Source organism: Lihuaxuella thermophila (assembly GCF_900110165.1).
In the GTDB taxonomy this organism is placed as follows: Bacteria; Bacillota; Bacilli; order Thermoactinomycetales; family Thermoactinomycetaceae; genus Lihuaxuella; species Lihuaxuella thermophila.
Genome location: NZ_FOCQ01000004.1, coordinates 75765 through 97230 on the forward strand (window position 1 = coordinate 75765; position 21466 = coordinate 97230).

The window sequence follows — 21466 nt, forward strand, 5'->3', positions numbered from 1 at the left end:
GGGGAGACAGGATTGCCAGAGTTACCGGAAGTAGAAACAGTCAAACGTACATTAAAGAAACTGATTGTGGGGAAAACCATTCAAGACGTATCCGTTTACCTGCCCCGGATCATCCGGCGTCCGGATGATGTAGAGTTGTTCCGCCATCATCTGACCGGTACCACCATTACCGATGTCCGGCGCAGAGGCAAATTTTTAAAAATCAATTGCGATCCCTGGGTGTTAGTGTCCCATTTGCGTATGGAAGGAAAGTACCGGCTGGCGGAACAGGATGAACCTTTGGAAAAGCATACCCATGTCCTGTTTCACTTTACAGACGGAACAGAACTGCGTTACCGCGATGTGCGCCAGTTTGGTACGATGGATCTCTTCCGGCTGGGAGAAGAGGACCATCATTTACCTCTCGCCAAGCTGGGGCCGGAACCGCTCTCTGAGGATTTCACTCCGGAGTGGTTGCTGAAGACGCTCCCGGAAAAGAAAAGCAAAATCAAAGCAGTGCTGTTAAATCAGGAATATCTGGCGGGATTGGGGAATATCTATGTGGACGAGTCCCTTCACTTGGCGGGACTGCATCCCGAACGCAATGCATCCTCGTTATCCCCGGAGGAGATCCGCCGATTGTATCACGCCATCAGGAAGACGCTGGCCGATGCGGTCGAAGCCGGAGGTTCATCCGTTCGCTCCTACCTGAACGGGCAGGGGGAAATGGGGATGTTTCAACTGAAAATCCAGGTTTACGGCCGGAAAGGTGAGCCGTGCAACCGCTGTGGACATCCCATTCAGCGCATCGTGGTCGCAGGCAGGGGAACGCACCTTTGTGCTGAGTGCCAGCGCTGAGAGCTTTTCACTCAGCCAAGCTCCCTTCGCATAGGATAGGTTATCATCCTGTCTTGCGGGGGAGTGTCGTTCATGTGGCACGGTGTATCCGTGATTTTGTTGGCATTCGCGGTGAGTATGGACAGTTTTGTCGCCGGAATCACTTACGGAATGCGCAAAATCCGTATTCCGTTGCTGTCAACGGTTATTATTGCCGTCTGTTCGGGTGCGGTGATTTTCGCTTCGATGACAGCGGGCCGTTGGCTGGGTGGTTGGTTTACCGGAACGAACGCCAGTATGACCGGGGCGACGATATTGATCGGACTGGGGATATGGACTCTTTATCAAGGACTTGTGCATTCGCGAGAGAATGAGGAGAAGCAAGTGCTGCCGGCGCGGCTGGAAACGCCCCGGGTACAGGTGTGGACATTTGAGGTGAAAACGATCGGGCTCGTGATCCAAATTTTAAAGACACCAATGGCAGCAGACATGGACCGTTCAGGCTCCATCTCGGCAACAGAAGCGGTTTTGTTGGGGACGGCACTCTCCCTGGATGCGTTTGGCGCCGGTTTGGGAGCGGCCATGATCGGGTTGTCCCCGGCCACCGTTGCGCTGGCGATTGCCGGAATGAGCGCTCTCTGTTTACGATTGGGCATGTGGGTTGGATTCCGCAGCGCAAAGAGGAGCGGAGCCGCCCGCGCTCTTCTTTATTTGCCGGGAATTTTACTTATTTTGACGGGTCTGTTGCGTTTCTTTTAAGGGAGTGTTGCATCGATGATACTGGGTTTAACGGGCGGGATTGCCACCGGGAAAAGTACGGTTGCGGCCATGCTGAAAGAGCGGGGGGCTGTCCTGATTGACGCCGATCAGGTGGCAAGGGATGTGGTGGAACCGGGCACGGAAGGTTTGGAGAGAATTCGCGAACGGTTCGGCAACGGGGTGATCCAGGAAGACGGCCGCTTAAACCGGGCCGCTTTGGGGAAAATCATCTTTAAGGATGAAGCGCTCAGGAAGGAGTTGAACCGCTTGCTTCATCCCCTGATCATGGAAGAGATGCAACAAAGAACCGGGAGTGCGCTCGCGAAAAATCCGCATGCGATTGTCATATGGGATGTGCCTTTATTAATAGAAGAAAATTTGACACAATTTGTCGAAAAAGTTATTGTGGTATATGTACCCGAATCGGTTCAGCTTCAGAGACTGATGAAACGGAATGCACTGTCTGAAGAAGAAGCGCGAGAGCGCATGGCGGCTCAGCTCAGCATCGAGGAAAAAAAGAGAGTCGCAGATTTTGTCATCGATAACAGCGATTCTTTGGAGATGACAGAAAGACAGGTTGATCAACTATGGAACTATCTAACCTTAAAAAGTGGATCAAACCAGCCATAGTTGCATTGCCGCCAAAGAGGACCATGCTCATTGCTTTTGTGCTGCTGCTCTTTTTTTTGCTGGTGGCTTCGCCCATCTTTAATCGTTTGATTTATCCGCTGGAATATGAAGAGCACATTTTTAACAGCGCGGAAGCAACAGGGGCTGACCCTTATTTGGTGATGGCCATCATTCGTGTAGAAACCAAATTTGATCCCGACAAAAAATCACGAGTCGGTGCCAGAGGGCTGATGCAACTCATGCCGGAAACCGTCAATCTGGCCATAAAAAGGGGAAATTTTTCACCTGCTTTTCGCGATTATGTCGATGATCCGGCAATCAATATACATATGGGAAGCTGGTATTTGGCGGCTTTAACGAGAGAGTTTAAGGGAAATAAAATCGCCGTGATGGCGGCTTATAATGCCGGTCCCGGCAATGTGCACAAATGGCTGGATCAGGGGATCTGGGACGGAACCCGGCAAAACGTGGCACAGATTCCTTATGGGGAAACCCGGCATTATATCCAACGCGTCTCTTTTTACTATGAAAAATATAAGCAATTGTATCGGGATCTGCCGAAAAATAAGCGGTAATTCGTTACCCTGTTCCGATTGGAACAGGGTTTTTGTTTGTTTTTGTTGCAAATTGTGCCATACTTATTATAATAAAAAGAGAGATTGGTATGTAACATAAGAGCGGAAGGAGACCTTATTCATGACACTTCGCATAGCTATCAATGGATTTGGACGCATCGGACGAATGGTGTTCCGCAAAGCCATCAGCGATCCGTCCATTGAAGTGGTGGCGATCAATGCCAGTTATCCAGCCGAAACGCTGGCCCACCTGGTTAAGTATGACACAATTCACGGTATGTTTCATCACGAAGTATCGGCCACAGAGGAAGGCATTGCGGTGAACGGTCATGTGGTGAAACTCGTTTCCAACAGAGATCCCCGTGCGCTCCCGTGGAGAGAGCTGGACATTGATATTGTCGTGGAAGCAACCGGAAAGTTCTGCGACCGCGAAGGAGCTTCCAAACATCTGGAAGCGGGCGCGAAAAAAGTAGTGATCACCGCCCCCGGTAAAAATGAAGATATTACGATCGTAATGGGTGTGAATGAAAGCGGTTACGATCCCGAACAGCACCATATCATTTCCAACGCCTCCTGCACCACCAACTGCCTGGCTCCGGTGGTGAAGGTATTGCACGATGCGTTTGGCATTGAACACGGTTTGATGACCACGGTTCATGCCTATACCAATGACCAGAAAAACCTGGACAACCCGCACAAAGACCTGCGGAGAGCACGTGCATGCGCCCAATCCATCATCCCCACCAAAACGGGAGCGGCCAAGGCACTGGGGCTGGTTATTCCTGAGCTGAAAGGCAAGCTGAACGGTTTTGCCCTGCGCGTTCCGACCCCCAACGTTTCCGTCGTTGATCTGGTGGCCGACTTAAAAACGCATGTAACGGTCGAAGAAGTTAACCGGGTCTTGAAGGAAGCTTCCGAAACAACGATGAAAGGGATCATCCAGTACTGTGAAGATCCGCTCGTATCCTCCGATTTCAACGGAAACTCCCACTCTTCCATCGTGGATGCCCTCTCCACCATGGTGATCGGTGACCGCCAGATCAAAGTCCTGGCCTGGTATGACAATGAGTGGGGTTATTCCTGCCGCGTTGTCGACCTCGTGAAGCATGTGGGCGAGGGGATGGCCCAAAAACGGGTGTTAGAGGAATTATCAGCTTAATTGTTACAAATGATCATCCCATATGTAAAGCCGTTACTAACCACGTAACGGCTTTTGTATCCGGGCCCAACCGGCCTCATGACGGCGGGATGCGTATGAATCAGCCGCCACCGGTTCCCGTTGATGGTCCTTGTGCCTTCCTCAACCTCTAAAAAAGCAGTTCCCCCGGCTTGACTCAAGCCGGGGGAAACGTTTATTTTTTGATCGGAACATAAATTTCATAGGTGCAGGCAGGAGAAGCCGGATCGTGGATGGAAGGGACAAAGCGGTGGTCATACACTTCCAGGCCCAGGGTGCTGTGATCTTTTTGGTAACCCATCTTTTCAATCCATTTCCATGCTCTCTGGTACGTGGCGGGAGCACTCTTAATGGGTCCCTTATGCGTGAAAACAGCATAGCGCTGTGTGGGAACCGTTAATGCTAACATTCCTTCCGGAACGTGATCCGCATTTTTAACCTCCACCCCGATATAACAGGTAAAATCGGTGACGCGATCATGGCAAGGGCTGACAAATACACCGGGACGCATTTGGTGGGGGATTTCGTCGATTCGTTTGAGAAATTTTTCCCAAAGCTTTGGAATCTCTCTGGACATGGTATATGGTCCTGTCCAACCAAATCCGACGATCTGAAAGGAATCTTTGGTCACGATCCGACCTTGCATGAGCGGCCTCCTTAGTTTTGAGGTAAAAAAATATAGTTTTACATAGAATATATGTTCTAAACAATTGTATTTCATCTTCTGAAAATTGGCAAGCCGGTTTTCGATTAAGAAAATTTTATTTTTTTGGCTGTCGACATTTAAATTTGCTTGTGGCTGCCTCAAAAACATGGTAAGAAAAAAGTAGTCAAGTTTTGAGCGTTGGCGGGCGAAATTGACATTGCCTTCCGAGATGTGACGTAAGTCTTCGGAGGTCTTTAAGAGGAAAAGTACCCGTTTTAACGGATCAGTCTAAAGCTTGATCGGTCGGTGACGTCAAACTAAACAAAAACAGATCGTGAGGAAGTTTCAAATGAAGCATCAAATATCTAAAAAAAATCGAATCAGAGGAATCATGATGGTGTTGGCCGGCGCCTCTCTTTGGGGGATTTCAGGAACGGTGGCGCAAGTGCTGTTTCAGCAAAAAGGATTTCAGACTGGTTGGCTGGTGTCTGTCCGGTTGCTGTTTTCAGGCGTGTTGTTGCTCAGTTTGGCCGCGCTCCGGAAACAGGAAGGGAGCATCTGGAGAGTCTGGAAGGATGCGAGGGACCGGTCAAGCATACTGATCTTCGGGCTGATCGGGTTATTGGGCGTTCAATATACTTATTTTGCGGCGGTCGAAACGGGAAATGCCACGACAGCCACCCTTCTCCAATTTCTCGGACCGGCATTTATTACCCTGTATCTTGCCCTCCGTCTGGGAAAAGTACCGCAGAAAAAAGATTTGTTTGCGCTTGTGCTGGCGATGATCGGTACATTTTTGCTGGTGACCAACGGCTCTCTGGACGGATTGACCGTATCGGGAATGGCGGTATTTTGGGGTTTGGCCTCAGCCGTTACAGCGGCATTTTACACCCTTTACCCTGACAGGCTGATTGATCGTTGGGGTTCGACGATAACGGTGGGATGGGGCATGCTGGTCGGCGGTGTCGGATTGAGCCTGATCAGTCCTCCCTGGAACCTGCATGGCCAATCGTGGTCCGTCTATACGGGATTGTTGGTGCTGTTTGTCATTCTGTTCGGTACGTTGATCGCTTTTTATTTATACCTGGACAGCCTGCGCTTTATATCGCCGGCTGAGGTCGGAATTCTCGGGAGTGCAGAGCCATTGTCCGCCGCTGTCATGTCCGTTTTATGGCTCAATCACTCGCTTGGATTGTACGAGATGATCGGAGGTTTGTTCATCATCGCAACCGTCTGTATTCTTTCAGTCAAAGCGGACGTCAAAGAAAGGGTATTTTCTGTTCCCGGCGGGAAAACCGGATGATCATAACGAAGATCAGTGCCATGTCTTCCAAGCGGATGGCCCTTTATAGTCAGAAAAAATTCCCGGAGCAGCCGGGAATTTTATTTGTCATCACTTTCTTCGGATTCCAGGATGTATACCCACTTGAGCGTGTAGCGGGGGCCGAACGGGTGGCGGATCAACTCTTTTACATGAGATTTGACCAGATAGGAATCAGTGACATAGTAAAGCGGTACAAGTGCCTGATCGTCCTGGATGAGAAACTTTTCCGCCTGGATCAGGTAACGGATTTGTTGATCGATCAGAACTGAATTGAATGCGCGTTTCATCGTCTCATCAAAAGGCGCATCTGAATATTTTCCGGTGTTCATCAGATGACCGGAGGTAAAAGTCTCCAGAAATGCAGCCGGATCCGGGTAGGTGGCGGCCCAATCCGACAGAGCCAGGTCAAATTTGCCCGCATTTTCCAACTGCAGTTTATCCGCCCGGGAGGTCGTGTTGAGCATCAGAGTCAACCCCAGGTTTTCTTGCAGTTGTTTTTTAATCTCGAGTGCCAATTCTTTTCGATTGTCTTCATAGTTCAACATGATCAACCGGAAAGGGGGCTTCGTCAATCCCAGTTCTGCGAGTCCCTCGTTGAATAACTGCCGGGCTTTGTCCACGTCTTGTTCGGGAGCTTGCATAACGGCTTCCTGACGGAACGAGGATTTGTACCCTTTCATCGAAGGGGGGATCAGTCCGCCGGCCGGTTCAGCCGCATTTTTTAACTGATCAATGATGATACCGCGGTTGAGCGCATAGGAAATCGCCTGGCGGATTTTCTTGTTCCGGAAAAAGGGATTTTTGTAATTAAAACGGATGTATTGGGTTGTGGCTGTTTGAAGCTGGTGAAACTCCGGGGATTTTTTATATGCTTCGGCAAATTCCCGTTCTACACTGGTGACGTCGATTTTGTCTGCATTGTACCAGTTTAGCTGACGGGTAGCATGATTGGAGACAAAGAAGTAGACATGCTCCAGGCGGACATTTTTTTCATCCCAGTAGCGCCGGTTTTTGCTCAAAATCACAGTCCCGTCTTCGGTTACCCGGCTGATCGTGAAAGGGCCGATATATACCATCCGCGTCGGATCTTTACCGTACGATTTTCCCTGCGATTGGATGGTATCTTTGCGGGCGGGGAGAAACGGGGTTAACGCGGCCAGGCTCAAAAAATTTCTGACCTGCCGTTTTAAGCGGACTTCCAATGTCCGGTCATCAAGAGCCCGAATGCCCACTTTATCTTCTTTCACTTCTCCCTGATGATAGCTTTCGGCATTGACGATCGGGTAAAAAAGGTAGGCGGAAGGGGAGTGGGTGCCGGGAGCTAAAATACGTTTCCAGGCATATTCAAAATCGTGGGCCGTCACCGGCTTGCCATCGCTCCACTCCGCTCTCCTCAAAGTAAATGTGTATACCGTTTGGTCAGGGCTGATGGTCAGCCTGGAAGCCATTCCCGGAATCGGTTGATGGTTTTGATTGAGACGCATTAACCCTTCGCCCGTATTGCTCAGGATATCCAGCGTGGAAGAATTATGAACGACTGCGTGATCAAAAGTTTTAATGGGATAAGGAATGGTCAAGCGTAGGATTTGTTGATCGCTCAGTTTACCGGAGGCCGAATCCGAAGCGGCTTTGCCGGCGCACCCGACCAGGCCGGCAGCCAGGCTCAAGCTGAGAACCAAGGAAAGAACCCGTCGTTTCATCAAAGCGAAAGCCCCCCATTCTTTTCGTAGAATTCCATTCGTATACAATATGGCTGATTATAGTAAACAAAATTTAATATTTTGATGGGGGGGTTATATCGTTTCATTAGGTTATTGTAAAGAAATGATTAAAAATGGGGGTGGGATGGAGGAGCTCCGCTGTCAGACCGAGCGGTTTTGTTGAAGCCACGCGATCGTTTCCCGGATGCCTTCCTTGATCTTTGTAAAGGTGAAATCGGGAAAGGCGGATTTGAATTTGCTGCTGTCCAGGTAAAACGGCGCATCATAGAGATAGTACATTTCCTCCACTTCTCTTACATCTTTGTTCAACAAGCCCATGATTCGCAACAGCAATGCTCCCGCTCGCTTGACAGCCGGTTGGCAGGAAAGCAGGTTGGCAACGTGGGAAAGGATCTCTTCTCCGCTGATCGGCTGTTCATCCGAGACATTCCAGACTTGAAAGCCGGGATGACTTGTCTCACAGATGCGAAGCAGCGCTCTGGCGGCATCCGGTACATAGATATACTCTCTTTTTAGCTGCAAAGAGCCGAGCCAGTATGCCGTCTTTCTGTTTACGATCGCCTCAAAAACCGAATGCAAAAAAGTGTTTTTGGCCTGTGGGCCGTAAAAATCGGGAAAGCGGGCGATGATGCCTTCGATTTTTCCGTCTTCATGCGCTTTTTGCAGCATTTGTTCCATTTGTTTGCGGATGTTTCCTTTTTTGGTGTGAGGGGCAACGGGATGCTGCTCGGATACTTTTTCCGTCTGCGGACGGCCATAGGCATAAACGGGATGGACCAGCACCAGTCGTCTGGCATGGCCGCTTGCTCCTTCCAAGATGGAGGACATCAGGGGAAGCTGAAGGTGTTCCCAGTCGCGGTAAGGGACATTGACGGCATGAAAGAGGAGATCGGCATTTTGTGCAGATGCTTGTACAAAGGATGGATCAGAGACGTCCCCGCGCATGATCTGCACCTGGGGCATAGCGCCGAAGAAACGATCCAATTGTTCGCCGCGTCTGGCAACGGCACGAACTTGATATCCGGCGTTGACACATTCTTTAACCAGTGAGTGGCCCATTCCGCCTGTTGCACCAAGTACAGTTGCCATCTTCTGCTTTTGTCCCTTCATGAAACAACACTCCTTTTTGACCACTGGTCAAATTTGTGGTGAAAGTTAGAGGCCCAAAGAAGTGATTTACTTCGTCAGGCCTCGCAAAATCATGTCAACAAATGATTCGGCCAGAGTCGACAGGTCTTCCCAGGAAACGGAATCCTTCAGATTGCGGGAGATGAACCCGTGCGCAGCCATGAACATCATCCAGGCGATTTGCGCGGGCGGAAGGTTTCTCAGCTCGGATTTCGCGCGCCATACATACTCCAGCAAAATCTGAAAAGCTTGATCTCCTTCCGCGACTTGATGCTGTTGAAGCTCTGCATCCCGTTCTATGAACATCAACCGGTACGGGTGCGGATGCGTCACCCCGAAGCGGATAAACGAATAGAGAACGGATCTGAGCGTCTCAAGCGGATGATGATCGGCCGTCTGCTGAAGCATCTGGTTACGCATTTCAGCAAAGTCATGCTTTAAAATTTCGCTGATCAAGGCTGCTTTGTCCTTAAAGTGATAATAAAGCGTGCCATGGGAGTAACCAAGCGTTTGCGCGATTTTCCGCATGGACACGGCTTGATAGCCTTCTTCGACAAACAAAGCTCTCGCTGTTTGCAGGACTTTTTCCCGATTAAACTTCGCCATTTTCAACACTCAGTTCCATTATTTTTGACCATTGGTCGAAAAAATCTTTATTTTAAAGTACTCTATTTTTGATCTGTTGGCAAGGAGAAAATATGATTTAATGGAAGGGGATTCAATTTCCGAATCTAGAATAATGAGTAGGGAAACGGCTCAGAAGATGAAAATTGCAGACTTTTACGGTGCGATTGTCTAATATGATAGAGAGCAGCATAATAAATAGAAGGAAGGAGGAGCTGTATTTGAAATGCCCATTTTGCGGTAACAACGGAAGCCGTGTGTTGGATTCCCGCCCTGTTCACGAGGGGAGAGCGATTCGGCGCAGGCGGGAATGCGAACAGTGTGAACAGCGGTTTACGACATTTGAAATCGTCGAAGAACAACCGCTGATTGTCATCAAAAAAGATGGGAGCAGGGAAGAATTCAGCAGGGAAAAACTGCTCCGAGGACTGATTCGCGCCTGTGAAAAAAGGCCGGTTCCCCTTGAGCAACTGGAGAGTGTGGTCGTTGAAATCGAACGGATATTGCGGCAAGCGGGTTCCGCGGAAGTTCCGTCCAAAGAAATCGGAGAAATGGTGATGGAACGGCTGGTCGAAATCGATGAAGTGGCTTATGTCCGGTTTGCTTCTGTCTACCGTCAATTTAAAGATATTAACGTTTTTGTGAATGAATTGGAAGATTTGTTGAACCGTTCAAGACGGGCGCTTGCGGATGAAAAAAGAAGGGATTCATAGGGCGGATTGGTTAAAAATGAGGTTTGTCCTCGGGTGGGGGGCCTGTGTTACAATGATACAATCAGTCTGTAACGCAGGATGAGGAGGGTCAGTAGATGGCGATGTTACGGAAAGATATCGGATGGCGTTGCCGTACCCGACGACCGATTCACAGTGATGATCTGTTCGGGCTGACCCATTTATACCAGCCCATCGTGGGAACAACAGCCGTCGCTCTTTACATGACACTGGTATATCAACTCCCTCTGCACCGGGCAGGGGTCTCGGATGTATACAAGCATTCCTACTTGCTGAAACTTTGTGCCCTCACCTTCGACCAGATGCTGGAAGCCAGATATCTCCTGGAAGGGGTGGGACTGCTCAACACTTATGAAAAACAAGACCCGGACAACGGCCGTTATTATGAGTATGAAGTGATTCCCCCGCTGACGCCAGCCAAGTTTTTCCAAAGTGATGTTTTGAGCATGACCTTGTATAACCTGCTGGGAAAAGAGCGGTACCTGGCGATTCGAAGACAATTGATCGAACCCCGGGAAACGGAAAACGCTTACACCCTGTCCGCCAATATTACCAAGTCATTTCAGGATGTATTTGGCAGTCTGTCTCCGATGGAGATGGTCAAAGCGGCTGAATTGGAGAAAGAAGCGGTTCTGGAAATCGGGACGGTCGACGAAAGCCTGCTCGACGGGCAATATCCCAGGTGGGACGACGATGATGATCTTTCCATGGTGCGCATGCGCCTCAGTTCGATTGTCGATGAAGATGTGTGGACAGACCAACTGATTGCGGAACTGCGCGAAATTCGCTTTCTCTATCAACTGGATGACTGGGATTTGCTGAAAGCTCTGCAAAACCCCTATGTCACCAGGCATGGGAGAATTGATCTCGACCGGCTCAGATCCTATGTGAAAAGCGAGTATCGCCTCCGGTTCGGCGGACCGCCGGTGATTTTGAAGCGAAACAGCCATCTGCGCGCAATGGAGCCCCCTCAGCCGAAGCAGGCGAACCGGCAGGAGAAAGAGCCGATGACGGAAGAAGAGAAGCACTTCCGCCAATTGGCGGAGATGTCTCCGTTAGAGTTGCTTGAAGCCTATCAAGGCGGGGCGAGAATCCCCGACAGCGATGTGGAGCTGGTTGAGACCCTGGTGCGCCACTACGGTCTTCCCCATGGAGTGATCAATGTACTGCTTGAATATGTTTTGCTCAAATACAACTACAAATTGCCGCGGAAATTGGTGGAAAAAATTGCGGGACAATGGAAGAGACTGGGCGTGCAAACGGTAGAAGAAGCGCTGGAACAGGCGCGCAAAGAAAACTGGGAAATCAGGAAGAAAAGATCGGAGACAAAACCCGGCGCAAAGACGGGCTGGGCGCGTTCTTCGCTCGGTGATAAGCTCCCCCGGGCAGTTCAGAAGCAGATGCAGGAAAATGCCGAGATGAAGGGGGATTCCGCTTCTGAAACCGATGATGATTTAGCGGAAAAGCAAGCGAGAGTGCAAGCCAAGCTCAAGTTGATGTATGAACGGCTCAGCGCCAGAAAACAAGAGAAGGAGAATACGCAGTGAATCGGATTGGAGAAGTGGTTAAGGCCAGCTTTCAAAAGAATAGATCTCCGATCTCTGTGGAGCAACAATTGGAGATCCTTCTCAAACATCCGGTGATTCAGGAGTTCAGGCGGAAGCACCCGGAGCTTCCGCGCGAACATTACCGGCGTTTCCTGGGACAACTCAACCAGGTCGTGATGGAGAGGGAAAACTGCAACCGCTGTTCCGGGCTGGATCGATGCCCCAACCTGGTTGCCGGCCATTTTTCTCAACTGGTCGTTTACCACGGATTGTTGGATGTGCGAATGCAGGCATGCGGCAAATTGAAGGCGCGCCAGGAACAAAAGCGGCGCAAAAGCCTGATTCGCAGCCATCATATTCCCAAAAATATCGTTGAAGCTTCTTTTGCCTTGATCGACCAGGACAATGGACGGATCGACGCGATTGAAGCAGCCATCGATTTTTGCACGCAGTTCGGGGAAGGCAGGCCGGAAAAAGGATTGTATCTGTACGGTCCGCTCGGGGTGGGGAAAAGCCTGATCGCCGGAGCCATCGCCAATGAACTGGTCAAATATGACGTGGACTCATATATGTTGTATGTACCTGATTTTATGCGTGAGATCAGCGAATCGATCGAAGATAACTCCCTCGCCGATAAGCTTTGGGAACTAAAAACCGTAACCGTACTCATTCTGGACGATATCGGAGCGGAATTTTTGACTCCCTGGAAAAGGGATGAGGTACTCGGAGCCATCCTGCAATACCGTTCGGCAGAGCGTTTGCCAACGATCTATACGTCCAATCTCGATTTGGACGAGCTGGAAGAACACCTGGCCCATACGCAAAAGGGCGGTGCCGACTGGATGAAAGCCAAACGGATCATGGAGCGGATCCGCCATTACGTCAAACCGTATTTTGTGGACGGACCCAACCGCCGTCAATCGCCATTCTCCTAGTTCTATAAAATTTTTTGGATCAAAAGTGTTGCACTCCGAACGCCGACCGTGCTATAATCACTTTTGTCAGCACTGACACAATAAAAAATGGTTCGGTAGCTCAGTCGGTAGAGCAGAGGACTGAAAATCCTCGTGTCGGCGGTTCGATTCCGTCCCGAACCACCATGGATTGCGGAAGTGGCTCAGGGGTAGAGCATCGCCTTGCCAAGGCGAGGGTCGCGGGTTCGAATCCCGTCTTCCGCTCCAATTTTTTATACGCCGGGGTGGCGGAATAGGCAGACGCACAGGACTTAAAATCCTGCGGTAGGTGACTACCGTGTCGGTTCGAGTCCGACCCTCGGCACCAAACAACACCCGTGATACGTGGAATCGCGGGTTTTTTATTTTGTTTTGGTAGGTATTTTTTGGAAGTATCATCAAACGCAACCCGAGAAGGCAGGTGGTTGGAGATTGGACATCCCTGCCCATTTCAATACTAAAATGTAAAAAATTTTATAAATATTATGTCCTTAAATGTTCCGGTCATAGCCTGAGCTGCTACTGGCTGCCTTCAAACCATTTGTTGTTTAGCTTAGAGAAAAACCTTAAAGCTCCCTGACCGGGTTTGTGTGATAAATCCACTGATCTAACAAGGATGTGTTTCATCAACCTTTGGACTTGCATCAATGTTGTATGATGGGAATGCATATCCGGATCAAAAACGAACCCGAGGAGGTTGTCTCATGCAGGGGAAAATTCAAATTGTGGGTGCTTGGGAAAACAACTTGAAACGCGTTTCCGTGGAGATCCCCAAATACAAGTTTGTCGTGGTGACCGGACCTTCCGGGTCGGGAAAATCCACGCTGGTGATGGATACGCTGCAGAGGGAATGCCAACGTTTGTATATGGAATCGATGGGCATGGTTTCCGATTCGATCAGCAAGCCCAAAGTGGATGCCATTCACGGCCTCTCGCCATCCATCAGTGTCGGGCAACATGCCACCAACCGCAATCCGCGATCCACGATCGGCACGGTCACCGACATTTATACGCTCATGCGCATCTTGTATGCGAAGATCGGGGAACGCCCCTGCCCCTCGTGCGGAGAGTTGACCCCGCCTTCCATCGCCATGGAAGAGAGTCCGGTTCGTGTCTGGGAGGAAGAAAATGCCGCCGATCAGAAACTGACGGAGCCTTGTGCCCATTGCGGCCACCCGCTTGAGAAACTGACCCTGTCCCATTTTTCGTTCAACAAACCGGAGGGGGCTTGTGAAACGTGCGACGGATTGGGCAATCGCGTCACTTTGAATTTGGATGCCGTGTTTGACCAGGAGAAGAGCTTGCGCGAAGGGGCCGTATTGATCTGGCATGATTTCGTCAAGGATTACCAACTGCCGGTTTTGGAAGCTTGCGCCAGGTATTACGGGTTCCGCTTCGACGCGGATCTTCCTTTGAAGGATTGCGATTCGGCGCAACGCGATTTGCTGTACTATGGCGTGGAGAGTGAGGAGTTCTCCCGGCATTTCCCGGATGTGAAGCCTCCGAAAACGGTAAGGCAAGGCAAGTTCGAAGGCGTCGTGACGGGAATTTGGCGCAGGTACAGGGAGAAAAACGGGGCGACAGAGGAATCGAAATTGTTTCATGAGGAGGTGTGTCCCGACTGCTGCGGGGCCAGGATCAAGAAGGAAAGCCGCCAAGTCAAGGTTGGAGGGGTGTCCATCGCGGAAGTTTCCCTGTGGTCGATCAAGGAAGCGGCGGCCTGGATGGAACGGCTTCAAAACCGATTGACACCGGAGCAACGGGAGGTGGTGGGTCCGGTTCTTCGCGAAATGCTGGTCCGGATGAAACGGCTCCTGCATGTGGGGCTGGGTTATCTGTCGCTCAACCGGCAGGTGGTCTCACTCTCCGGCGGGGAGACGCAAAGGTTAAGGCTGGCGTCCGTGCTGGATTCGGGCTTGACCGGCGTCCTCTATATTCTGGACGAGCCGACTGCGGGACTCCATCCGCGGGATACCCGGGGGTTGATCCAGGTGTTGAAACAATTGCGGGATCTGGGCAATACTGTATTGGTGATCGAACATGACGAGGAAGTGATGCGGGCGGCCGATCACATCATCGACATGGGACCGGGAGCGGGCAGCGAAGGTGGAGAAGTGGTGGGGCAAGGCCGATTGGAAGAATTGATGGAGAACCCCGCTTCCATCACCGGACGGTTTTTGAAGGAAGCGAGCCGCCCTGCCCAAAGGCGTGAACGAAGGAGCGGGAACGGCCATTTTTTGACCATCCGCGATGCGCAACTGCTCAATTTGAAAAACGTGACCGTTTCGATTCCGCTCGGATGCCTGGTATCGGTCACCGGTGTTTCGGGATCGGGAAAATCGACGCTCCTGTATGATGTGTTGGCCGCTTCGTACGAAAAGAAGAAACCCATCGGATGCGGCGGCATCACCGGATGGGAAGCGGTCGGCAATCTGATCACCGTCGATCAGTCGCCGATTGGCCGCATGCAGCGTTCCAACATCGCCACTTATACCGAAGTGTACACTGTTTTGCGCAATTGGTATGCCAAATTGCCGGAAGCGAAACGACGCAACCTGACATCCAAACATTTTTCGTTCAACACGGAAGGCGGCAGGTGTGAAAACTGCCAGGGTCTTGGCGTGGTTTCCGTTTTCATGCATTTTCTCCCGGAAATGGAAGTCCGTTGTCCCGTATGCCGGAGCCGGCGTTTCAAAGAGGAAATCCTGCACGTCACTTACAACGGGTACTCCATTTCGGACATTTTGGAAATGACCGTTCAGGAGAGTTTGCCGGTCCTCGCTGATCTGGGGAAAATCACGGGAACGATCAACCTGTTGTGTGAAGTGGGGCTGGGTTATCTGAAATGGGGCCAATCCATCCGCACATTATCGGGGGGAGAGGCGCAACGGATCAAACTTGCCAAAGAGTTGAGCAAAAAAACGAAACATCATGCGGTCTACTTGCTGGATGAACCGTCGACCGGACTCCATCCCGAAGATGTGCGCCAATTGCTCGTTCTTTTGGACAAACTGGTCGATGCCGGAAATACGGTCATTCTTGTCGAACACAACTTGGATCTCATCTCCGAGTCGGACTGGGTGATCGATCTCGGCCCGGAAGGAGGCGAAGAAGGAGGCCGCATCATGGCCGAAGGGACGCCTGAGGATTTGGTCAATATCGCGGCATCCCATACCGGGCGTTGCCTGAAACGGAAATGGGATGGGAGCTTGTGATGAGTGACAAATATGCAAGGAGAAGCGAATTTGCATGGCACGGCTGCCGGCGGAAAACCCGGTAGCCGTTTGGCTTTTTTGCCCGTCAGTCCAACAATTTCGCCACTTGGCATAGCCGGTACAAATAGTGGATGCCCCTGAGTTGTCCTTGGTTTTTGCGGTTCAGGTTTTCCAGGGAATCACGGGCGATTTTTTTCGCTTGTTCGATCTGGTCGTGATCCAACTTGTGGATGAGTTTCCGGATCAGGTCCAGGGGATAATGGGCGGTCCGCAATGTACGGATCAGGAGGATGCGCCGCACCTGGGCATGGCCGAAACGCCGGTAGCCGTTTTCTTTGTCGCGCGGAATCGAGATCAAGCCCATCTTTTCCCAGTGCCGGATCGCCGAAGCGGGAACGGATGTCTCCCTGGATGCTTCCCCGATGCTCATCCATTTTCTTTTTTTGCTGTGGATGGTCTCCAGTTCCTCGGTTTCAAGGATTTCAATCGTTTTTTCCGTGACCGTTTTCTCCTGGTGAAGGGTGGCCTGCGCCTCATTCACCAGCCAAAATGCTTGATCCAACTCTTTGCGCTGAATATGCTTCATCACTTGTTTCGTCAATGTCATCCCGAAAACGGGGGCCATCGCCCGGATGCATTCAAAATATGCGACATGTTCTTCCGTATAAAGCCGGTAGCCGTTCGGCCCGCGGGGAACAGGCGGGACAATGCCCCATTCCTCATAATGCCTCAAGGCGCTCGTGCTGACGGACAGTTTTTTGGCGATATCGATCGGTCTTACTTTCATGGATTCACCTCTGTGAAGCGTGCGGCATCTTTCTTCTTCATCATAATGGATGGAGACCAAAATTTCCTCTGGTTGGTTACTCCATATTTTCACCATGAATCGGCGATGTTTTCCAAGAGTGCAGCCGTCAGGAAACCGAAGATTCGGAGAAACCGAATACGAAGAACATGAGGGTCATATGCGCCATTGGTTTGCATGAATGGAATGTGCATCCGCAAGAAGGAATTCGGAATATTGATGAATAAAAAGTAAGCGGTGTCGCATGTTTGTGTTGACCGATGGAATGTTTGCGGCGAATCCTCCCAAGATAAGCCAAAGGAGAGAATGCGTTTGAAAAAGCGGATCTGCATGATCGGAAGCGGAACGGCGGGGTTGCAATTGGCCTATGCCTTGAAGGATGATTTTGCTGTCACGGTGGTGCAGCCTCGTTCAGCGGAGGAAATCCGGCAGGGTAGAATCATGTCCACGCAAGTCCATTTCGGAGAGGCAAGGAACAGGGAAATCCGTTACGGGATGCCTCAATGGCCGGACTCTCCCCCGATCGTCAGCGTCCACCTGACGATCGGGGATCAAAAACTGCTGACGGGAATGCTGAAGGAAGCGGCTGTTTCGGTGGATCAACGCCTTTATTGGACTGCCTGCATGGAAGATTTGGAGGCGAAAGGGGTTACATTCCGATGGGGACGCATCCCCAAAGAAAAGGCGGGTGACTTGGTCCGGGAGTTTGACCTCGTCATCGATTGCACGGGAAAACAAGGCCCCTTGTTCCCGTTTCAGCCGGTGCCGGAACTGACCCGCTTCGACGCTCCCCGGCGGAAATGCATCGTCGGGTATTTTGTGGGAGTGAAACCGCTGGAACCGCTGGGGGTGAGCGCCACCATCATCCCGGAAATGGGGGAGATGTTCGAAATCCCCGCCTTGACGGAATACGGCCCCGTCACCATTTTGTTTATCGAGGCCATTCCGGACCGGGAGCTGGATGTGTTTAAGGGAATCAAAGAAGGAGAAGCGTTTGCCGGCAAGATGAAAGAGGTTGTGCAACGCTTTTTCCCCGGCATCGCCGAGCGGATCGATGAGCAAACATTTGCCCTGTGCGATGAGAATGCCTTTTTGCAGACCGCAGTCACCCCGGTGATCCGAAAGCCGTATACGATGCGGGACGGGAGGCTGGTGGTTGCGTGCGGGGACAGTGCTTTTCTCAATGATCCCATCACCGGTCAGGGTTGCAATCTGGCCTCCTACTGCGCGGAACAGCTGGCCGATACGATTCGGGAGCATGCGCGGTCGGCATGGGATGAAGCGATGGGGGAGGACTATTGGCAGCGGGTACGGGGGAGGGTCCGTGAAGTAACCGAGTGGACCAACGCCATGACTCAGCCGCTACCGCAACACGTGGTCCAATTTTTGCTGGGCACCCCGGGCGACCAACAAAAAGCGGATCAAGTTGCAGGCTGGTTCGCACATCCCGACACCGCGCATCGCTCCTTTTTTCCGGATGCAACGCCTTGATGGCAGAATCGTCGGGGGAACCCAATCTTTCCGCCATGAATGATCGGCAGCTTGCTTTTAAGGCGGAAAAAATGATCTTTGTATTGGTAAAGAAATCAAAGTTTGAGATAGAGTGGTTTTGCTGCATGCAATCGAATAGGCATTGATTTTGTTTGGTTGGGAATAATTGTATAAAAACAAGTATAGCCATTTTTCCGAAAATCGTTTCTTCATCGCTTCGGAAAAATGGCTATTTTGCTTGAGTTGTGTTTATTAAGAGTCTGCCCCGCTATCATCATCACCCATGTGTGCGCGCATGTTAAATAAAAGCATGGAAGTGTCATCCTCATTAACCGTCTTCGCTGCTATCATCACCCATTTGAGAGCGCAAGTTAAACCAAATCATGGAAATATCCTCCTCATCCTTTACATAAATCTCGTGTTGTAGTTTAAGCAGTTTTTTGGTACAGGATTTCCACTCAGCTTCTAGGCCCATCATATCAAAGCAATTGGATAACTGCAAGAGTGCGGAATATTGCCGCTTTTTATCCCTTCCTTTTTCTGCTATTTCTTCAGCTTTCTGATAAAAGGTCACCGCTTCACTCCATTTGTTTTGTGCGGCATAAATATTACCCGCAACTAATAACACCTTGGGGAGGAAGTAAGGTACGTTCTGTGCCAACTTTAAGGCATCTTGAATGATGTCTTCTGCTTTGGTCCATTCATGAAAAAAAACTTGAGTAGTTGCTAAATAGATCAGTGCGTCGATGCGGCTTCTCGGGAAAGCTACTTCATAATCATAGTCCAGAACTGTTTGAAATAGTTGTTTCGCTTGATGGAGTTGATTTTGCATCAGATAAATGCTTCCTAATATGTTCATCAAATCAAGATAGCGGTTCTGTATACCGTTTCGTCTGGCTAGATCCACCCCTTCTTTGCAAACTTGAAGGGCTTCCGGATATTGTTTCAATTTCTTTAATATTATCGCTTTATATCGGTGCAAATTCAAAACGATTTTCATATTGCGTATTTGTGGCATGGATGCCCACAACTCGCTTAATACCTGCTTCGCACTGTCGAATTGATACGAATTGAGAAGATACCAGACTTTATTGCTGTTTAAAGCGTACCATATATTTTGTTCGCCTTCGTTATTATTGTATGCATCTAACCCTTTTTCTACGTAGTCCAACGCTTTATCCATTTTATTTTGGAGATGGAAGCAAATGCTCAACCTGTTGTAACAGATGGAAACAATATTGCCCTTTAAGTTTAAATTGTATTGCTTGCGTAACCGGATTGCCAATCTATAATGCTTTTCAGCTTTTGTCCAATCTCTTTTTGCTTGATAACACCTTCCTTGCAAATAAGTATGATATGGAGATAGCGGGTGATAACTCTCAATCTCGATGTCCTTCAACAGTTGCCTCGCTTTGCCTGTCTTGTCATTGTCCAGCATGGAGTCGATTGCCTCTAATTGGAAATTAAGAGCCTCAACCTGCTTCTCTTCCTTTTGAACCAAGCTTTTTAACCGGTTTTCCGTCAGGCCAAGTTGTCTTAAATATCCTCTCACCGTCTCTGGGTCTACATAGTTGGTTCCCCGCTCAATGTTGGATACCGTTCCGTGTGAAATCCCCTTTACATCTTCCTGCCGCCATCCTTTCTCATGACGGGTTTTGCGAATGATATACCGAACAATACAGGAATTTAAATCAACAGTCATGCACGGGCCTCCTTCATGTTCAAAACGAATTATTTCATGTTTGAAAACAAATGCGTAAAGATCAAATTTCTGGTGCAAACATCGACTTTGTACGGGATATTTGCATGGATAATGAATGACAAGGGAACCAGTGTTAGATAGCTATTAATAAAAACCGCAATCAAAAAGATGCAAATGAAAATAATTAAATGAAATTTGTGTTGTCCAACTATACGGAATTATATTACAATTTCATTGTCAAAACCAGTCCTTGGCAAAAGGCTTCCAAACTTGAACCATGATCGGAGGGATCGGATGCAGGATCAAACGATGGGGATGAAACCCGACGCGGATCACCGGCCGTCGCGCAGACTTTCATATGTACATCTGGAGGACATTCATGGTGAGGTGCTCTCCATTCCCGTGCTTGACTTGATTTGTGTGGAAATTGAAGAAGGCAAAAAGATTTTTGCCGGTCGCAGCATGGACATTTTGACCTGAATACCCTTTATAGAAAAAGAACGGTTTCCCGGCAAAATCCCCAGAGGTAAGGCCGGAAGCACATTCACAGGAACCATATTTATACAAAAAAAAAGAGCCATACAAAAGGGCTCCGAAAAAAGTTTTTGTCGTAACCCCATTATAGCAACACGGCAAGCCAATTGGGAACCGTTTTTGGATGGGAGCGGAAGGTTCTAATCTACAGGAGGGAAGATCGGTGGAAGAAAGAGAGATCAAAATCAAGCTCGACCATGAAACCAAACGAATCCTGTGCCGCCTGCTGGACAAACACATCGAATCATTGCGGGAAACAGCCGAAGGGCAAAAGACCTTCACCCGGCTGCTGATCGCACACGAAGCAGAAAGAATCGGTGACGTACTGGGACAAATTCATGAAGGATGGAGGCAGGCACTCCCTTCACTGCCTGCCCCTTCCGGTGAGCTGAATCAATGAACTGGCCGAAAAATTCCCTGCAAATGATGATGTTTGGATCTAATTCCCGCAACACAACAACATGATTCCTCTCTCCAACGCCCTGTCTATTGCCTTCACAGCTTTAGGTGGGGCGTTTGATAGTTCATGAGTACGTAAAATTACAAACCGTGATTAATTTTTTGTTATTGTTTGGGTACTCCCACAATTTGATCCAGATGATACTCTTCATTTCCTTGTTTTGAGAATGATAGAGCGTATTTTTTGTTAAGTTCAAGAACCAGCCATAAATCTTCCGATTCCACGTGAACTTTATACTTTTCTCCTGCTTCACTTTGCACAATTATCCAATCACCTTTTTTATCTATTATTTTAAATTGTCCACCTACACTATTGGTTTCTGGTTCAAACCATGTCTTGTATGCAAAGAAAAGTGAAAGTATAAGGATGATTGCTACAACAACTTTCTTCATTTAATCACCCCTTTTCCAAAAATTATAACATAGGTAATTGTGAATTAGAATGGGGCCAGAAACTTACCCAGCTTGCTAAGGAATTGGAAAACAAGCTCGGCAACCCGTTGCGCGGAACCCGGTTCAATCTCCAAAATAGTCGTCCTCCCGGCTTGATCGGCCGCACTGCTCCCTTCAAACCACCCAAGGATGTATTTTTCCTTTAATGTATAGCTAATTCCAAACTATGGATCATC

Annotated in this window: 20 protein-coding genes and 3 tRNA genes; 16 read left to right on the plus strand and 7 right to left on the minus strand. The window is 49.5% G+C overall.

The genetic code is table 11. The annotated features are described in order from the left end of the window. Window positions 1-12: 12 nt before the first annotated feature. The 5 genes from mutM to BMW55_RS05550 all read left to right on the plus strand — a co-directional run bounded on the left by mutM (window position 13) and on the right by BMW55_RS05550 (window position 3939). Window positions 13-837: a DNA-formamidopyrimidine glycosylase gene (mutM, locus tag BMW55_RS05530; protein ID WP_089966179.1), complete on the plus strand. Its 825-nt coding sequence runs from the start codon at window positions 13-15 to the stop codon at window positions 835-837. 72 nt (window positions 838-909) lie between these two features. Continuing rightward, window positions 910-1575, plus strand: a complete 666-nt coding sequence (gene ytaF / locus BMW55_RS05535; RefSeq protein ID WP_089966182.1) for a sporulation membrane protein YtaF — start codon at window positions 910-912, stop codon at window positions 1573-1575. Window positions 1576-1590: 15 nt separating this feature from the next. Beyond that, a complete protein-coding gene (coaE, locus tag BMW55_RS05540; RefSeq protein ID WP_089966184.1) occupies window positions 1591-2205 on the plus strand; it encodes a dephospho-CoA kinase in 615 nt (204 codons plus the stop codon). Then, complete coding sequence (locus BMW55_RS05545) at window positions 2163-2780, plus strand: lytic transglycosylase domain-containing protein (protein WP_089966186.1); 618 nt, start codon at window positions 2163-2165, stop codon at window positions 2778-2780. Before coaE ends, BMW55_RS05545 begins: the two co-directional genes overlap by 43 nt. A 121-nt stretch (window positions 2781-2901) precedes the next feature. Then, window positions 2902-3939: a glyceraldehyde-3-phosphate dehydrogenase gene (locus tag BMW55_RS05550; RefSeq protein WP_089966188.1), complete on the plus strand. Its 1038-nt coding sequence runs from the start codon at window positions 2902-2904 to the stop codon at window positions 3937-3939. Between the two features lie 193 nt (window positions 3940-4132). Here BMW55_RS05550 and BMW55_RS05555 read toward each other — a convergent pair whose 3' ends face one another. Next, window positions 4133-4603, minus strand: coding sequence for a GyrI-like domain-containing protein (locus BMW55_RS05555; RefSeq protein ID WP_170839760.1), 471 nt, complete (start codon window positions 4601-4603; stop codon window positions 4133-4135). Between the two features lie 349 nt (window positions 4604-4952). On the opposite strand from BMW55_RS05555, the gene BMW55_RS05560 reads away from it, so the two are divergent. Then, a complete protein-coding gene (locus BMW55_RS05560) occupies window positions 4953-5906 on the plus strand; it encodes an EamA family transporter (protein ID WP_089966192.1) in 954 nt (317 codons plus the stop codon). An 80-nt stretch (window positions 5907-5986) separates the two neighbouring features. Here BMW55_RS05560 and BMW55_RS05565 read toward each other — a convergent pair whose 3' ends face one another. The 3 genes from BMW55_RS05565 to BMW55_RS05575 form a co-directional block, all read right to left on the minus strand. Next, window positions 5987-7627, minus strand: coding sequence for a peptide ABC transporter substrate-binding protein (locus BMW55_RS05565; protein WP_089966194.1), 1641 nt, complete (start codon window positions 7625-7627; stop codon window positions 5987-5989). Between the two features lie 162 nt (window positions 7628-7789). Continuing rightward, the gene (locus tag BMW55_RS05570) at window positions 7790-8758 is read right to left on the minus strand and encodes an SDR family NAD(P)-dependent oxidoreductase (RefSeq protein WP_089966196.1); all 969 of its coding nucleotides are present in this window, start codon (window positions 8756-8758) and stop codon (window positions 7790-7792) included. Window positions 8759-8824: 66 nt separating this feature from the next. Further along, a complete protein-coding gene (locus tag BMW55_RS05575; RefSeq protein ID WP_089966199.1) occupies window positions 8825-9382 on the minus strand; it encodes a TetR/AcrR family transcriptional regulator in 558 nt (185 codons plus the stop codon). 239 nt (window positions 9383-9621) lie between these two features. Between BMW55_RS05575 and nrdR the strand changes: the two genes are divergently transcribed. The 7 genes from nrdR to uvrA all read left to right on the plus strand — a co-directional run bounded on the left by nrdR (window position 9622) and on the right by uvrA (window position 15846). Beyond that, window positions 9622-10113 carry a transcriptional regulator NrdR gene (gene nrdR / locus BMW55_RS05580; RefSeq protein ID WP_089966201.1) on the plus strand — a complete coding sequence of 164 codons (492 nt, stop codon included), beginning with the start codon at window positions 9622-9624 and terminating at the stop codon, window positions 10111-10113. A gap of 95 nt (window positions 10114-10208) precedes the next feature. Continuing rightward, complete coding sequence (locus tag BMW55_RS05585) at window positions 10209-11678, plus strand: replication initiation and membrane attachment family protein (protein ID WP_089966202.1); 1470 nt, start codon at window positions 10209-10211, stop codon at window positions 11676-11678. After that, the gene (gene dnaI, locus BMW55_RS05590) at window positions 11675-12613 is read left to right on the plus strand and encodes a primosomal protein DnaI (RefSeq protein ID WP_089966204.1); all 939 of its coding nucleotides are present in this window, start codon (window positions 11675-11677) and stop codon (window positions 12611-12613) included. Before BMW55_RS05585 ends, dnaI begins: the two co-directional genes overlap by 4 nt. 89 nt (window positions 12614-12702) lie before the next feature. After that, a tRNA-Phe gene (locus BMW55_RS05595) sits at window positions 12703-12778 on the plus strand. 6 nt (window positions 12779-12784) lie between these two features. Next, window positions 12785-12859, plus strand: a tRNA-Gly gene (locus BMW55_RS05600). Window positions 12860-12870: 11 nt separating this feature from the next. Continuing rightward, window positions 12871-12959: transfer RNA gene (locus tag BMW55_RS05605), tRNA-Leu, on the plus strand. Window positions 12960-13335: 376 nt separating this feature from the next. Continuing rightward, window positions 13336-15846, plus strand: coding sequence for an excinuclease ABC subunit UvrA (gene uvrA / locus BMW55_RS05610; protein ID WP_089966206.1), 2511 nt, complete (start codon window positions 13336-13338; stop codon window positions 15844-15846). Between the two features lie 85 nt (window positions 15847-15931). Here uvrA and BMW55_RS05615 read toward each other — a convergent pair whose 3' ends face one another. After that, window positions 15932-16633 (minus strand): MerR family transcriptional regulator, encoded by a 702-nt coding sequence (locus tag BMW55_RS05615; protein WP_089966507.1) that lies wholly within the window; start codon window positions 16631-16633, stop codon window positions 15932-15934. Between the two features lie 330 nt (window positions 16634-16963). Here BMW55_RS05615 and BMW55_RS05620 point away from each other — a divergent pair, with 330 nt between their 5' ends. After that, window positions 16964-18142, plus strand: a complete 1179-nt coding sequence (locus tag BMW55_RS05620; RefSeq protein ID WP_089966208.1) for a styrene monooxygenase/indole monooxygenase family protein — start codon at window positions 16964-16966, stop codon at window positions 18140-18142. A gap of 328 nt (window positions 18143-18470) precedes the next feature. Here BMW55_RS05620 and BMW55_RS05625 read toward each other — a convergent pair whose 3' ends face one another. Beyond that, complete coding sequence (locus tag BMW55_RS05625) at window positions 18471-19844, minus strand: tetratricopeptide repeat protein (RefSeq protein ID WP_089966210.1); 1374 nt, start codon at window positions 19842-19844, stop codon at window positions 18471-18473. A 294-nt stretch (window positions 19845-20138) separates the two neighbouring features. Here BMW55_RS05625 and BMW55_RS05630 point away from each other — a divergent pair, with 294 nt between their 5' ends. Both BMW55_RS05630 and BMW55_RS05635 read left to right on the plus strand, forming a co-directional pair. Beyond that, a complete protein-coding gene (locus BMW55_RS05630; protein WP_089966212.1) occupies window positions 20139-20324 on the plus strand; it encodes a hypothetical protein in 186 nt (61 codons plus the stop codon). A 217-nt stretch (window positions 20325-20541) separates the two neighbouring features. Next, entirely contained in the window at window positions 20542-20778 is a 237-nt protein-coding gene (locus BMW55_RS05635; RefSeq protein WP_089966214.1) for a hypothetical protein, read from the plus strand. A 164-nt stretch (window positions 20779-20942) separates the two neighbouring features. Here the strand turns inward: BMW55_RS05635 and BMW55_RS05640 are convergent, their stop codons facing one another. Next, a complete protein-coding gene (locus BMW55_RS05640; RefSeq protein ID WP_089966216.1) occupies window positions 20943-21230 on the minus strand; it encodes a hypothetical protein in 288 nt (95 codons plus the stop codon). Window positions 21231-21466 lie beyond the last annotated feature (236 nt).

Coding starts and splice junctions, on each gene's coding strand:
- BMW55_RS05585 (WP_089966202.1), top strand. CDS start 10,209: ATGGCGATGTTACGGAAAGATATCGGATGGCGTTGCCGTACCCGACGA.
- BMW55_RS05615 (WP_089966507.1), bottom strand. CDS start 16,633: ATGAAAGTAAGACCGATCGATATCGCCAAAAAACTGTCCGTCAGCACG.
- coaE (WP_089966184.1), top strand. CDS start 1,591: ATGATACTGGGTTTAACGGGCGGGATTGCCACCGGGAAAAGTACGGTT.
- BMW55_RS05570 (WP_089966196.1), bottom strand. CDS start 8,758: ATGAAGGGACAAAAGCAGAAGATGGCAACTGTACTTGGTGCAACAGGC.
- BMW55_RS05565 (WP_089966194.1), bottom strand. CDS start 7,627: ATGAAACGACGGGTTCTTTCCTTGGTTCTCAGCTTGAGCCTGGCTGCC.
- BMW55_RS05555 (WP_170839760.1), bottom strand. CDS start 4,603: ATGCAAGGTCGGATCGTGACCAAAGATTCCTTTCAGATCGTCGGATTT.
- BMW55_RS05640 (WP_089966216.1), bottom strand. CDS start 21,230: ATGAAGAAAGTTGTTGTAGCAATCATCCTTATACTTTCACTTTTCTTT.
- ytaF (WP_089966182.1), top strand. CDS start 910: ATGTGGCACGGTGTATCCGTGATTTTGTTGGCATTCGCGGTGAGTATG.
- BMW55_RS05575 (WP_089966199.1), bottom strand. CDS start 9,382: ATGGCGAAGTTTAATCGGGAAAAAGTCCTGCAAACAGCGAGAGCTTTG.
- uvrA (WP_089966206.1), top strand. CDS start 13,336: ATGCAGGGGAAAATTCAAATTGTGGGTGCTTGGGAAAACAACTTGAAA.
- BMW55_RS05630 (WP_089966212.1), top strand. CDS start 20,139: ATGCAGGATCAAACGATGGGGATGAAACCCGACGCGGATCACCGGCCG.
- BMW55_RS05550 (WP_089966188.1), top strand. CDS start 2,902: ATGACACTTCGCATAGCTATCAATGGATTTGGACGCATCGGACGAATG.
- BMW55_RS05560 (WP_089966192.1), top strand. CDS start 4,953: ATGAAGCATCAAATATCTAAAAAAAATCGAATCAGAGGAATCATGATG.
- BMW55_RS05625 (WP_089966210.1), bottom strand. CDS start 19,844: ATGACTGTTGATTTAAATTCCTGTATTGTTCGGTATATCATTCGCAAA.
- BMW55_RS05545 (WP_089966186.1), top strand. CDS start 2,163: ATGGAACTATCTAACCTTAAAAAGTGGATCAAACCAGCCATAGTTGCA.